At 34.9% G+C, this 13,771-nt stretch carries 15 protein-coding genes; 14 read left to right on the top strand and 1 reads right to left on the bottom strand.

Annotation, left to right across the window (positions count from 1 at the left end; all coding sequences use genetic code 11):
* The first annotated feature begins 363 nt into the window (after positions 1–363).
* The 13 genes from ribH (at position 364) to gorA (ending at position 11,463) form a co-directional block, all read left to right on the top strand.
* Positions 364–834, top strand: a complete 471-nt coding sequence (ribH, locus tag BQ5209_RS09960) for a 6,7-dimethyl-8-ribityllumazine synthase (protein ID WP_065586460.1) — start codon at positions 364–366, stop codon at positions 832–834.
* Positions 835–838: 4 nt separating this feature from the next.
* The gene (nusB, locus tag BQ5209_RS09955; protein ID WP_085248616.1) at positions 839–1,258 is read left to right on the top strand and encodes a transcription antitermination factor NusB; all 420 of its coding nucleotides are present in this window, start codon (positions 839–841) and stop codon (positions 1,256–1,258) included.
* 21 nt (positions 1,259–1,279) lie between these two features.
* Positions 1,280–2,335, top strand: a complete 1,056-nt coding sequence (locus tag BQ5209_RS09950) for a TrmH family RNA methyltransferase (protein WP_085248614.1) — start codon at positions 1,280–1,282, stop codon at positions 2,333–2,335.
* A 114-nt stretch (positions 2,336–2,449) separates the two neighbouring features.
* Positions 2,450–3,379 carry a multifunctional transcriptional regulator/nicotinamide-nucleotide adenylyltransferase/ribosylnicotinamide kinase NadR gene (gene nadR / locus BQ5209_RS09945; RefSeq protein ID WP_167370344.1) on the top strand — a complete coding sequence of 310 codons (930 nt, stop codon included), beginning with the start codon at positions 2,450–2,452 and terminating at the stop codon, positions 3,377–3,379.
* Between the two features lie 61 nt (positions 3,380–3,440).
* Positions 3,441–4,217 carry a bifunctional demethylmenaquinone methyltransferase/2-methoxy-6-polyprenyl-1,4-benzoquinol methylase UbiE gene (ubiE, locus tag BQ5209_RS09940; protein ID WP_085248610.1) on the top strand — a complete coding sequence of 259 codons (777 nt, stop codon included), beginning with the start codon at positions 3,441–3,443 and terminating at the stop codon, positions 4,215–4,217.
* A 14-nt stretch (positions 4,218–4,231) separates the two neighbouring features.
* The gene (gene ubiB / locus BQ5209_RS09935) at positions 4,232–5,773 is read left to right on the top strand and encodes a ubiquinone biosynthesis regulatory protein kinase UbiB (protein WP_085248608.1); all 1,542 of its coding nucleotides are present in this window, start codon (positions 4,232–4,234) and stop codon (positions 5,771–5,773) included.
* Positions 5,774–5,859: 86 nt separating this feature from the next.
* Complete coding sequence (gene tatA / locus BQ5209_RS09930) at positions 5,860–6,081, top strand: twin-arginine translocase TatA/TatE family subunit (protein WP_085248606.1); 222 nt, start codon at positions 5,860–5,862, stop codon at positions 6,079–6,081.
* 3 nt (positions 6,082–6,084) lie between these two features.
* Positions 6,085–6,423 (top strand): Sec-independent protein translocase protein TatB, encoded by a 339-nt coding sequence (gene tatB, locus BQ5209_RS09925; RefSeq protein ID WP_085248604.1) that lies wholly within the window; start codon positions 6,085–6,087, stop codon positions 6,421–6,423.
* On the top strand, positions 6,420–7,181 hold the full coding sequence (tatC, locus tag BQ5209_RS09920) for a twin-arginine translocase subunit TatC (RefSeq protein WP_085248602.1): 762 nt from the start codon (positions 6,420–6,422) through the stop codon (positions 7,179–7,181). The genes tatB and tatC overlap by 4 nt, the downstream gene beginning before the upstream one ends.
* Before the next feature lie 54 nt (positions 7,182–7,235).
* Complete coding sequence (gene hldE / locus BQ5209_RS09915; protein ID WP_085248600.1) at positions 7,236–8,660, top strand: bifunctional D-glycero-beta-D-manno-heptose-7-phosphate kinase/D-glycero-beta-D-manno-heptose 1-phosphate adenylyltransferase HldE; 1,425 nt, start codon at positions 7,236–7,238, stop codon at positions 8,658–8,660.
* A gap of 175 nt (positions 8,661–8,835) precedes the next feature.
* The gene (locus BQ5209_RS09910) at positions 8,836–9,318 is read left to right on the top strand and encodes a hypothetical protein (RefSeq protein WP_085248599.1); all 483 of its coding nucleotides are present in this window, start codon (positions 8,836–8,838) and stop codon (positions 9,316–9,318) included.
* On the top strand, positions 9,318–9,803 hold the full coding sequence (locus BQ5209_RS09905; protein WP_085248597.1) for a hypothetical protein: 486 nt from the start codon (positions 9,318–9,320) through the stop codon (positions 9,801–9,803). Before BQ5209_RS09910 ends, BQ5209_RS09905 begins: the two co-directional genes overlap by 1 nt.
* 307 nt (positions 9,804–10,110) lie before the next feature.
* Positions 10,111–11,463, top strand: a complete 1,353-nt coding sequence (gene gorA, locus BQ5209_RS09900) for a glutathione-disulfide reductase (RefSeq protein ID WP_085248595.1) — start codon at positions 10,111–10,113, stop codon at positions 11,461–11,463.
* Positions 11,464–11,564: 101 nt separating this feature from the next.
* On the opposite strand, the gene BQ5209_RS09895 is transcribed toward gorA, so the two are convergent.
* Complete coding sequence (locus BQ5209_RS09895; protein WP_085248593.1) at positions 11,565–12,917, bottom strand: MFS transporter; 1,353 nt, start codon at positions 12,915–12,917, stop codon at positions 11,565–11,567.
* Positions 12,918–13,175: 258 nt separating this feature from the next.
* On the opposite strand from BQ5209_RS09895, the gene BQ5209_RS09890 reads away from it, so the two are divergent.
* Entirely contained in the window at positions 13,176–13,736 is a 561-nt protein-coding gene (locus BQ5209_RS09890) for a DNA-3-methyladenine glycosylase I (protein WP_085248591.1), read from the top strand.
* Positions 13,737–13,771 lie beyond the last annotated feature (35 nt).

Below are 13,771 nucleotides of genomic sequence, written 5' to 3'. Positions count from 1 at the left end.
TTTTAATTCGTTCCAAATAGCTTGCAAGTGATAAAAATAAAATTCCCAATTTTGACCAATATTGTCAGGCAAGAGTGCGTTCTAGTATAAAAATAAACATCGAAATGAAAATGAATTAAAATCATTACTGGTAGCAAGAAATAAAATAACAACAAAATTTAAATTAATTTTAATATTAACGAGTAATATATTTACAATAGTGAAATTCTTTGCATTTTTTTTAATTAATATCTTGGATAGAACTTGTTCGTAACGTTATTTGCTAATAGGATAAGTCTTTCATTCGTGATACAATTTATTAAATATTTTTTCACTTAAAAGAGAGTGAAATAGCATTTAAAATAGAATTGATAAGGAATTTATATGCAAACAATTGAAGGTAAAGTTGCTGCGCCAAAAGCTAAAGTTGCAATTGTGGTGGCACGTTTTAATCATTTTATTAATGATAGCCTAGTAAATGGTGCAATTGACGCATTAACACGCATTGGACAAGTTGATGATAAAAATATCACGGTTATTTGGGTTCCAGGTGCTTATGAAATTCCACTTGCGGCCAAAGTTGCAGCACAGTCGAAAAAATATGATGCAATTGTAGCGTTAGGTACTGTCATTCGGGGAAGTACGGCGCATTTTGATTTTGTAGCTGGTGAATCAAGCTCTGGCTTATTAAGCGCAAGCCTAGATAATACCATTCCTGTCGGATTTGGTATTTTAACTACTGAAAGTATAGAACAAGCTATTGAACGTGCAGGCACTAAGGCTGGCAATAAAGGTGCTGAAGCTGCATTAACTGCGCTGGAAATGCTAAATATTATTAAAGCAATTAAGGAGTAATTTAGTGGCATTAGTTAATCCTCGTCGTCGAGCAAGAGAATGTGCGGTGCAAGCCATTTACTCTTGGCAAGTTTCCAGAAACGATCTTGCTGATGTTGAGTCAAGTTTTATTGCAGAACAAGATATGAAAGGCGTTGATGCTAAGTATTTTCGTGAATTATTTAACGGAGTTGCAAAAAATACCGCCGAATTAGATGATAAAATGGCACCGTATCTCACTGAACGCTCTGTTGATGAATTGGGGCAAATTGAATTAGCGGTACTGCGAATCGCACTATATGAATTAATGAAACGTCAAGATGTACCTTATAAAGTGGTCATTAATGAAGCCATTGAGTTAACTAAAACATTTGGTGCTGCTGACAGCCATAAATTTGTTAATGGTGTATTAGATAAAATAGCCCCAACCATTCGTACGCGCTAACTGTTGAATTGTGAGATTGATATGAACGACAATACTGAAAAAAACAAACCGACTATTTTTTACGCCAAAAATAGTGAACCTAAGAAGCATTCTCACTCAGCTACTGAAAAGTCTACCGGGTGGAAAGGTAAACGTAAAGATGATTCATTTCAGCCGAAACCTAAACGCGATCGCCATGACCGTATAGAAACATTCAAACCTCGAAATGATAAATCTGATTTTGTAAAAAATAAGTTTAGTGTTGAAATTAATCAATCTCAATCTTTCATTGATAACGATTCACCATGGCAAAAAAAAGTCCGCACTAATCAACAAACACCTACATTTGGTTATGATGAATATCGTCAACGTAAAGAAGAAACTTTAGTTTATAGTGAAAATAGTTGTAAGGCTGTTTTTAAACATCGACGCACAGCCATTGTCAAACTATTTATTACCGAAGAAGTAGCTTATCAGTTCAAAGATTTAATCGACTGGTTAGTTAAACAGCGCTTAGGCTATGACGTTGTCTCTAGTGAACAAATTAGCAAAATAACCCAAACTCAACATCATGGTGGCGTCTGTTTAATTGTTAAAAAGCGTGTTCCGCTCACCTTATTAGATTATTTAGAAGAGCAAAATGATAGAGATCATGATTGTGTGTTAGCAATTGACGATGTTAACAATCCTCATAATCTAGGTGGATTAATACGTAGTGCTGCATTTTATGGCGTTAATGGGGTGATGTTGCGCCAATCAAATTTACTCGATAGTGGCGCAGCTATGCGAGTAGCAGAAGGTGGTATTGAAGCTGTTGCAGCAATTAAAAGTGATGATTTTGTTGCTTCACTTGATATGCTTAAACAACGCGGTTACCAAGTTGTCGCACTATTACCTTGCCAAGCAAAGTCCATTGCTTCAAGTGAATTGCATAAAATTCGTTTTAATAAAAAAGTAGCGTTAGTCATATTCCAACAAATTAATATGAAACTTATCAACTGTGCTAATGTTGTTGTGCATTTAAAAGGCAACGATAACATGCCTGCATTGAATATTTCGGTCGCAACAGGTATTTTATTATCTAACTTACAAAAATAATTACATATTATTTTATTTATTATTAATAAGTTAGATGATAAAGCATAATTTGATTAGAAATTGCTTTTTTTTTCTGTAAATTATTATTAATATTCGTGTATTTTGGTAATGGTTATGGCTTTTAAGCATAAAGTTGGTTTAATTTTCGGGAAGTTTTATCCTTTACATTGTGGTCACATTTATTTGATTGAAAAAGCCATAAGCCAAGTTGATCAATTACATATTTTTCTTGGTTGTGAAGCCTCACGCGATAAGCAACTATTTGATAAAAGCCATCTACCAAAACAACCTCAAGTAAGCGACCGTTTTTCGTGGTTAAAAGAGACGTTTAAAGATCGCCATAATATTCATATCCATGTACTTAATGAAGCAGGTATTGAGTTTTATCCTAACGGTTGGCAAGATTGGAGTGATCGTGTTAAGCAGCTCCTTGCTGAGCATAAAATTATCCCAAATGTTGTTTTTACCAGTGAACCTCAAGATGTCAAAAATCATGAGCACTATTTCGGTTGTTCGGTTGCCATTGTTGATGCTGATCGACATTTTATGAACATCAGTGCCACACAAATCCGCGAAAACCCTTATAAAAACTGGTCTTTTATTGCGCAAGCAGCAAAACCTTTTTTTGTTAAAAAAGTGGCTATTATTGGTCAAGGTAGATTTTGTGAATTACCTATTCAGCTGGCTAATATTTATAATACACAATATGTGCCTAATGGCTATATTAATTATATCGAGCGAGAAATCTCGACCCATCATAACTATTTAAGTGAATCTGATTATATTAAAATTGCGATGTTACATGTTGAACGAGTTTCAAAAGCTGTTGAAAATGCTAATAAACTTGTTTTTACTTCCATTGATTTTGCAACACTAATGCAGTATTACAAGCAAATTTTCCAAAAAGATAATGATGTTTTAAAAGCCTTTAAAGACAGTTACCAGTTTGATTTAGTCATTCACGAAAAAGACTTAAAACCACAACGCTCTCAACTTGAATATTTTGAAACTGTTTCAAAGAAGGTTGAAGCATTATTGATTTAGTTCATCACATTTATTATGGCTTATGTTAAAATAAGGCAAATCTTTGTGATAGGTAAATTTTATGTCTCAATCTTTTGATAATAAAGACAATACAAATCAAGAAAAAATTGATTTTGGTTACAGACAAGTTCCAAAACAAGAAAAAGTCAAACGTGTTGCCGAAGTCTTTCACTCTGTTGCTGATAAATATGATGTTATGAATGATCTTATGTCATTTGGTATTCATCGTATTTGGAAAAAAATCACTATTGAATATAGCAGTGTACGTAAAGGCCAAAAAGTTCTAGATCTTGCTGGAGGAACAGGTGACTTAACTGCAAAATTCTCACAACTGGTTGGTGATAATGGATTAGTTGTTTTAGCTGACATTAACGAATCAATGTTAAAAGTTGGACGAGATAAACTCCGTGATAAAGGCTTATTTAAGAATATCGAATATGTACAAGCCAATGCAGAAGAATTACCTTTTGCTGATAACTATTTTGATTGTATTACTATCTCATTTGGTTTACGCAATGTCACCGATAAAGAAAAGGCTTTACGATCCATGTGGCGGGTACTGAAACCAGGTGGACGCTTATTAATTCTTGAGTTTTCTAAACCACAATATCAAATACTAAATAAAGCGTATGATTTGTATTCATTTTCCATGTTACCATTAATGGGAAAAATTGTGGCAAATGATTCTGAAAGTTATCGTTATTTAGCCGAATCAATTCGTATGCATCCCGATCAAAACACATTGAAAAAAATGATGCAAGATGCAGGATTTGTTGATGTGAAATATCACAATATGACCGGTGGTATTGTTGCGTTACATATTGGCTTTAAATTTTGATGTGATGAATAATAATGACATTTTTTAGACTGTTTAAAATCTTAACTGTATTTCGAGCCTACCAGTTGAATGAACTATTGCCGAAACATCGTTCATCCAAATGGCTTCGCACTTTATTATTCTGTTTTTTTTGGGTTAGACCTAAGGCAAAACATCAAGAAATAGGCGAACGTCTACAACAAGCTCTGCAAGAATTAGGTCCAGTTTGGATCAAGTTTGGACAAATGATCTCAACTCGGCGTGATGTTTTACCAAAACACATAGCTGATGCTTTAGCTAAATTACAAAATCAAGTTATTCCTTTTGATGGTAAAATAGCTAAACAACTGATTGAAGCAGCGTTAGAACAACCAATTGATTATTATTTTGCAAATTTTGACGAAAAACCATTAGCATCAGCATCAATTGCGCAGGTTCATACTGCGGTATTAAAACATAGCCAAGCCGAAGTTGTCATAAAAGTTTTAAGACCAAATATTCTACCGGTTATTCAAGCTGATATAGGGTTAATGTATTGGGTGGCTAAACAATTTACTAAACGTATCAAATCAGGTGAAAAACTACGAGCTGTTGAAATAGTGTGCGATTATGAAATGACGCTATTAAAAGAGTTAGATTTACAAAAAGAGGCTTATAATACTGTTAGATTGCGTGATAACTTTATCAATAGTGATACTTTATATATCCCTTATGTTTATCAAGATCTTTGTCGAAAAAATGTAATTGTTGAAGAGCGTATTAAAGGCATTCCCATCTCAGATATCGAGCAACTCAAGCAGAACAATGTCAACATGAAATTACTTGCAGAGCGCGGTGTTCAAGCCTTTTTTACTCAAGTATTTCGTGATAACTTTTTTCATGCTGATATGCATCCGGGTAATATTTTTGTCGATATTACCGAACCACAAAACCCGCGTTATATTGGTATTGATTGTGCCATTGTTGGCATATTAAGTGATGATGATCAGCGTTACCTTGCCGAAAATTTCTTGGCATTTTTTAATCGAGATTATCGGAAAATCGCTGAAATTTATATCGCATCAGGTTGGGTGCCTGAAAATACTGATGCTATAGCACTTGAAATGGCAATGCGCAATGTGTGTGAGCCAGCATTTGAAAAACCACTTGCTGAAATCTCATTTTCACAGATTTTACTGCAATTATTTCAAGTTGCACGTCAATTTGAAATGAATATTCAACCACAACTAACTCTTCTTGAAAAAACACTATTTTATATTGAAGGACTTGGCCGTCAGCTTTATCCTGAACTTGATTTATGGCAAACTGCCAAACCGTTTTTAGAAAAATGGTATCAAGATAAATATAGTGCTAAAAAAATACTGCAACAAGCTTGGGCATCATTGCCGGAGTGGAGAGTCATGTTGCCACAATTACCTGAAAAATTAAATGATTATGAGCGAATCACCAAACAGATCAATGTTCAATTAAAACAAATCAATCAAGAACTAAAGCGTAGTAAAAAGCGTGAGCGAAATCTATACGCAATGCTTGGTCTATTTTGTGCTTTATGTATTATTATATTGATTGTGCATTAAAGATCGTGCATAAAGCTAGTTATTTAGGATATTATAATTTGCGTGTATAATTTTGCTATTAACAACCCCCACTGGAGATAATTATCATGATGCCAAGCTTGCCTCAACTTCTCATCTTAATTGCTGTTGTTGTACTATTATTTGGAACAAAAAAATTACGTTCATTGGGTTCAGATCTTGGTGAGTCAATTAAAGGCTTTAAAAAAGCAATGAACGATGATGACGGTAAAAAAGATAGCAATAATTCACAAAAAATCGAAAATACCGATTCATCTGATACTAACACCAATAATGACAAGAAAGAGTAACCCGTGTTTGATATCAGCTTTGGTCAATTATTATTAGTATTAATTATTGGTCTGGTGGTATTAGGGCCAGAACGGTTACCTATTGCGATAAAAACAGTTGCAGGGTGGATAAAGGTACTACGCCGAATGTCAGCCACTGTACAGTTAGAGTTAAATAAAGAACTTAAACTGCAAGAATTACAAGACAGTTTAAAAAAGGCTGAAAAAAGTGGTTTAACAACTCTTACGCCTGAAATTCAAGAATCTATTGACGACTTAAAGCGTGTAACTGAATCATTACAAAACGAAATCGACTCAGCAACGCAAATCGATCCACAAACACATTCAGATAAAAAATCATGACAGACGATGCTACTCAACCATTAATTGGACATCTTGTTGAACTCAGAACACGGCTTTTACGTTGTATTATCTGTATTTTATTGGTATTAATTTGTTTATTTTATTTTTCTAATGATATTTATCATATTGTAGCAAATCCGCTCATCAGCCAATTACCTCAAGGTAGTAGCATGATAGCAACCGATATTGCCGCGCCATTTTTTACACCGATTAAACTGACTGCGGTGGTAGCGATATTCATCTCTATTCCGTATGTGTTATACCAAGTTTGGGGCTTTATTGCGCCAGCACTATACCAACACGAAAGACGTTTGGTGATGCCTTTAATCGTATCAAGCACAATCCTATTTTATATGGGGATAGCGTTTGCTTATTTTGTGGTGTTTCCATTAGCGTTTTACTTTTTTATTCATACGGCACCGGTTGATGTTGCAATCAACACTGACATTACCAAATACCTCGATTTTGTCATGACCCTTTTTGTAGTATTTGGTTTTGCTTTTGAAGTGCCTGTGGCAATTATTTTGCTCTGCTGGACTGGAATCACCACACCCAAAAGCCTACGCAACAAACGCCCTTATATTATTGTTGGTGTGTTTGCCGTTGCAATGTTTGTTACACCACCAGATGTTTTTTCACAAATATTATTAGCTGTACCTATCTGTTTACTGTTTGAAATTGGCACCTTTTTTGCCCGTTTTTACCAACCGCGTCAACATGACAATATAGAAGATGAGAGCCAAGAGTCTGAACAATAGACATAAACAGATAACCAATGAATTAAACTGAACAAGTAAGGATAACCTGTCATAATGAAAACATCATTACCTGATTTTAATTGTGCCAATGTATTAGTTGTGGGCGATATTATGTTAGATCGCTACTGGTATGGGGGAACTAATCGCATATCACCTGAAGCCCCTGTACCCGTCGTGAAAATTGACTCTTTAGAAGAAAGACCTGGTGGTGCAGCCAATGTTGCGATGAATATTACTTCACTTTGTGGTAATGCACGACTTATTGGATTAACAGGCATTGATGAGCCAGCCAAAATTCTTGATAAACAACTTAGTAAACATAACGTTCAATGTGATTTTGTATCCGTTTCAACGCACCCAACTATCACCAAATTGCGAGTTCTATCACGCAATCAACAATTAATTCGTATCGATTTTGAAGAAGGATTTGGTAATATTGATGCAACCCCTATTCTTGAACGAATTCAAATAGCATTAACGACTCATAAAGTGTTGGTTCTATCGGACTATGCTAAGGGCGCATTATCGGCAGTTCAAGCAATGATTAAACTTGCTAATCAAGCTAATGTACCGATTTTAGTTGATCCCAAAGGTACGGATTTTGAGCGTTATCGTGGTGCAACATTATTGACGCCAAATATGACTGAATTTGAAGCCGTGGTTGGACACTGCCAAAACGAAGAAGACATTGTCGAAAAAGGTTATCAGCTTATCAAAAAGTATGATCTTAAAGCCCTGCTGGTCACGCGTAGTGAAAAAGGTATGACACTACTACAATTAGACAAACCAATTTACCATCTGCCAACCCAAGCCAAAGAAGTCTTTGATGTCACCGGCGCAGGCGATACTGTAATTGCGACATTAGCCGCTTCTTTAGCTGCTGGACAATCTTTAGAAGAAAGCTGCTTTTTAGCCAATGCTGCAGCTGGTGTGGTTGTTGGCAAACTAGGTACATCGACCGTTTCACAAGTCGAACTAGAAAACGCCATACGTGCACGTGCTGATGATGGTTTTGGCGTCATGAGCGAAGACGAACTAAAAGAAGAGGTCCGAAAGGCGCGCATGCGTGGTGAAAAAATTGTCATGACCAATGGCTGTTTTGATATTTTACATGCAGGGCATGTTTCTTATTTGGCAAATGCTCGGAAACTTGGCGATCGCCTAATTGTTGCTGTGAACAGCGATGCCTCGGTAAAAAAACTAAAAGGCGAATCAAGACCAATAAACCCACTTATGCAACGAATGATTGTACTAGGCGCGCTTGATTCGGTTGATTGGGTTGTGCCATTTGAAGAAGAAACCCCTCAACGACTCATTGCTAATGTCTTGCCCGATGTCTTAGTCAAAGGTGGCGATTATAAACCTGAGGATATTGCCGGTGGAAAGGAAGTAATTGCCGCAGGTGGAACGGTTAAAGTGCTTAACTTTGAAGATGGTTGTTCCACAACTAATATTATTAATGCAATAAAAAATCGCTAAAATTTAGCTAAAAAAGCCACTTAAATAAGTGGCTTTTTTCTAATGGCAAACTAATTTTATTTTTTTACTTTTTTAAATATTTTTATAATTTTTTCTTATTTTACAATGAAATTTTTTTATTTTATTATGAGAAATTACTGTTGATAAATTTTAATTTTTATAAGGAATATAAATAGTGAAGAAAAATTTTGTTGCAATTGCAATAGTGTCTATGTTGTTAACGGGTTGTAGTGTTTCATTTGAAAAACCAGGAGAAAAGATAAAACCTATCTCAGATACGACTAAGTTAAACAACGTATGTATTTATCAAAATGTAAGTACTATTCGCTCTTATAATAAAGCAGGCGAAATCATAGCTGAAAAGCTTAATACCTTAAATATTACCAATAAACTAACGAGTAAAGACAAATTAAATGATTGTTCTTACACATTATATTATGACGTTAGAAGAGCAATTGCGGTACCCACTTATTTATCTATTATGCATGTACAAGTTGATGATCATGAAGGATATTCCGTTGGTACTTTAAAATATAGTCATACTACTGAAGGGGGATTAATACATCTTAACTCTTCAACCTTCACTAGTACAGATACAAAAATTAACGAATTATTGGATCGATTATTTAACGTTAAATTAGATAAAGAGAATAACTAATGAAAAAGAAACTCATATTATTATCAATTGCCTCTTTTGTTGTAGGTTGTAGCTCTTCAAAATCGGAATATCACTACGTAGCAATGGAAGATGATCCACAATTAGAATTCTCGACTGATTTCGGTGATGAAACTAGTTTACCAGTTGACTTTAGTTTAAATATTGATAATCCTGAAGCAAATTATTGTAGTGATTTTAATGACATTGGTTATTATTACCCAGAAAGTAGCATTTTTATTTTGGCTAAAGCTAATTTAGAATTAAGTGCAAAAATCCCCGCTAATAAGCCTGTTGCTATAGAAAGCCATTATAATATAGGTAATCAAGCGTCTTGTTATGCAGAAACTAAACAATTTATAGCTGAAAAGGGTAAAACTTATAAAGTTAATTTTAAGCTAGAAAATAAATATTGCGATCTGGAAATTCTCGATAAAGAGACTTCTCAACCAGTGCGGGTTAAAATTAAAAATAAATGTACTAAATAAAGATATAAAAGTAGTGAACTGCCGTTATATTGAATCATGATTATAAGGTAGATTGATGTAAATCATAAAACCAATTGAGGGGGGTTATATAAATAATCCCCTTTATGTTTCAACTCTCCATTTATAGAATCAAAATTATATTGTATTTATTCTGTGAAATTACATTATAGAAAATAATAATGGGCTATTTATTATAATGATTAATCGTTAATAACTATTATTAAATTTCAAAATTAATACTTTTTTTATTACGCGCTTTATGCAAAGCTAATGACCAAATTATGAAAAAGAGTATTAAGGATATTTTATGACCAAACATTATGATTATATTGCCATTGGTGGCGGTAGTGGTGGGATAGCATCAGTCAACCGAGCTGCGTCCTATGGAAAAAAGTGTGCCATTATTGAAGCGAAATTATTAGGTGGAACCTGTGTGAATGTTGGTTGTGTGCCTAAAAAAGTGATGTGGTATGGTGCACAAATTGCTGAAGCCATTAATCACTATGGTCCCGATTACGGTTTTGATACCACCATTAATCAATTCAGTTGGGATAAATTAATTGCTAGCCGAAGCGCTTATATTGATCGAATCCATCAATCTTATGATCGGGTCTTGAATAATAACAACGTTGATGTGATTCATGGATATGCTAAGTTTGTTGATTCTCATACAGTTGAGGTAAATGGTGAGCATTATAGTGCCGATCATATTCTGATAGCTGTTGGAGGAAAACCAACGATTCCGAATATCCCAGGTGCGCAATATGGTATCACATCTGATGGATTTTTTGCGCTAAAAGCCTTACCTAAGCGTGTGGCAGTTGTCGGCGCTGGTTATATTGCTTGCGAAATCGCAAGTGTATTACATGCACTTGGCGCACAAACTCATCAATTTGTTCGCAATGCCACACCATTACGCACTTTTGATCCATTAATTGTTGAAACCTTAATGGAAGTGATAAAAACAGAAGGACAACACCTTCACACTTTTGCGGTGCCAAAATCCGTCACTAAAAATAGTGATGAGTCATTAACTTTAACATTAGAAAATGGCGAAAGTTATACTGTCGATTGTTTAATTTGGGCAATTGGTCGTGAACCTGCTACAAATGAAATGAATTTACAGGCAGCAGGTATTGACATTGATAATAAAGGCTTTGTGATAGTGGATAAATATCAAAATACCAATGTACAGGGTATTTATTCAGTCGGTGATGATACAGGCGCCATGGCATTAACGCCGGTTGCGGTTGCAGCTGGTCGTCGCTTATCAGAAAGGCTTTTTAACAATAAACCTGATGAACATTTAGATTATAGTAATATTCCAACCGTCGTCTTTACACACCCAGCAATTGGTACAGTAGGCTTAACTGAGCCAGAAGCGATACTGCAATATGGTGAAGAAAACGTCAAAGTCTATAAATCCACCTTTACGGCCATGTACACTGCAGTTACGCAACATCGTCAACCGTGTCGTATGAAGTTAGTGTGCGCTGGTAAAGATGAAAAAATTGTGGGTATTCATGGTATTGGATATGGTATGGACGAAATGTTACAAGGCTTTGCTGTCGCACTGAAAATGGGTGCTACCAAAAAAGACTTCGACAATACAGTTGCTATTCATCCAACAGCAGCTGAAGAGTTTGTTACCATGCGTTAATATGATAGCTATTTGTATATCACATTAGTATATAGCACAAAAGTTAAATAACAAAGCAGGGAACTCGCCCCCCGCTTTGTTATTGCTAAAATCATTACTGGCTAATAATTAGTTGAGTTACTGCTCCAGCCCTTTTTTGCTAAAGGATAGAAACCAACTCCAATTGCAATTAATGCCACAAAAGAGATATAAATACCCGCACCCAAATAACTATATTCCCCTAATAAATGTTCAGGACTTAATAGATAAATGGTTAATGTTGGTGTAAATGCACTAAATAACGCATAGGCTAAATTATAAGAAAACGATAAGCCTGAATAACGAATTGCAGGTGGAAACGTCCTTGTCCCAATTATCGGTGTCATGGCAACAGAGCCAATGAAAAGCCCAAAAATAGCCCAAATTAAATAAAGCTTAGTTAGCGACATATCAGGTGATAATGAACTATAAAAATAGAGACTAGAAACAGCAAGGCCTCCCCAACAAATCATCACGGTTTTAGTTGAGCCCAGCTTATCATCTAACCAACCAAAAATAATACAACCTAGTGTTAAAGTTAAAGCCGCAATACAACCACCGATCCGCCAATCAAGGTTAGCAAAATGATACATTGCGCCCACAATACGACCTGGCGTGATTAAAATTCCCACCATAATTGCAGTAGACAATGACCAAGTTAACAATGCAACAATTAAACACGCTGTTTTGTGTTTTTGAAGCACAGTAACAATAGGGATATTTTTTTCAATTGCTTTACGTGCCGCTAACTCCTTAAAAATAGGTGTTTCAGATAAAAAACGGCGCAAATAAACTGAAATAACCCCAAAAATACCGCCAATAATAAACGGGATACGCCATGCATAATCTAAAATATTTTGTGTGGTAAAACAGATATCAATAATAATTGTGACAATAAAACCAAGCAAAATCCCGCCAGTAATACCAGAAGTTAATGTACCAACGCCGAGTCCATAGCGTTGCTTGGGTACATGCTCAGCAATAAATACCCATGCACCTGGCATTTCACCGCCAATAGCGGCGCCTTGCAATATACGCATGACCAAAAGTAACAATGGCGCAAAAATGCCTATCATTTCGTAAGTAGGTAAAACCCCAATGATAAAGGTTGGTAGTGCCATCATTGCGACACTGAGGGTAAACATCTTTTTACGCCCCACCTTATCGCCAAAATGCGCCATAATAATGCCACCAATAGGACGCACTAAATAACCAGCGGCAAAAATTCCCCAAGCAAACAGATCTAATGTTAAAGGTGAAAGTGTATGTGGTAAAAACAGTGGTTTGACGATGGTATCAATGTAAAGTGCATAGATAACAAAATCATAGAACTCTAATGTACCACCTAAAGAAGATAAAACTAACGTTTTTAAATCTTTACTATTTAATGGTCGAGCGGCAGGTTGCCACTGTACATTGGTTTCGGATTGATTCATGAACTAACCTTATTCTTATTATGTAATTGAGATAGCAAATCAAGAAAATTTATTTTTTTGACTGGACCTTATATTTAGAAAACACATTCTGCCATAAAAAATGGTTTTATTTTTCATCATAAAAAAATTTAATGAATGATCTAAAACTAAAGGTTGAATTAATATTATCAATGATAGTTTTATTATTTTTTAATGAAATAAAAATAATTGTACGTTATTATCTCTAGTAATATTAATCATCTAACTACGTAAAAAAACATGGGAAAAATACGCTGTAGTTGGGTTTCAAGTGACCCATTATATATTAGTTACCATGATAAGGAATGGGGCATTGCCCAATATGATAGTCTTAAGCTATTTGAAAAAATTTGTTTAGAAGGGCAACAAGCCGGCTTGTCGTGGATTACCGTATTAAAAAAGCGAGATGAGTATCGGCGTTGTTTTTTCAATTTTGATCCTCAAAAAATTATAAAATTATCACCTGAAGATATCGAAAAATTACTTGAAAATAAAGGATTAATTCGTAATCGATTAAAACTTAATAGTATTGTAAAAAATGCACAAGCTTATTTAGCTATGCAAAAAGAGGGTGAAGATTTTTCACAATTTATCTGGTCTTTTGTAGAGGGTAAACCGGTTATTAACCACTATAAAAAGCAAAGTGAAGTACCAGTTTGCACCGAACTATCTGACAAAATGTCAAAGGCGTTAAAAAAGAGGGGCTTTAGTTTTGTTGGCTCAACGATTTGTTACGCATTTATGCAATCAATGGGACTAGTTAATGATCATTTCGATGATTGCTTTAAAAAAGAATGTTGACTTGTTTATAAAATCCACCATTTTCTAAAAATAGA

It is taken from the genome of Gilliamella mensalis, assembly GCF_900103085.1.
GTDB classification, from domain to species: Bacteria; Pseudomonadota; Gammaproteobacteria; order Enterobacterales; family Orbaceae; genus Gilliamella; species Gilliamella mensalis.
Note: the sequence above shows the minus strand (reverse complement) of the source record. Positions and strands in the feature narration are given on the sequence as shown.